Here is a 280-nt window from a genome sequence, read left to right on the forward strand (position 1 = left end):
ACCGCGCTCCGTACGGTGGCGCTCTCGGCCTGCCCGGCCGCGACCGCCACCAGCCAGGTTCCCGAGAGCACGGCCGAGGCGGCGTCGGTCACCGGCTTCAAGCTCACCCGGTAGCGCCAGCCGTCCACCGTGGACTGCTCGCGGCTCTGCCGACGCCACGCCGACAGGGCGGGCAGCAGCTCGCCCAGCTCGTCGCCGTCCTCGACCTGGAGCGTCGCGGCCAGGCCCGCCAGGTCCTCGCGCTCGACGGCCTCCCAGAAGCGGGCGTCCGCCGCGTCGA

1 protein-coding gene is annotated in these 280 nt (G+C 76.1%); it reads right to left on the minus strand.

Annotated elements, in window-relative coordinates; translation table 11 throughout:
* A partial coding sequence (locus tag UK12_RS42790) for a hypothetical protein (protein WP_045307359.1) occupies positions 1-280 on the minus strand: 280 nt, incomplete at both ends.

It is taken from the genome of Saccharothrix sp. ST-888 (genome assembly GCF_000955975.1).
Classification (GTDB): Bacteria; Actinomycetota; Actinomycetes; order Streptomycetales; family Streptomycetaceae; genus Kitasatospora.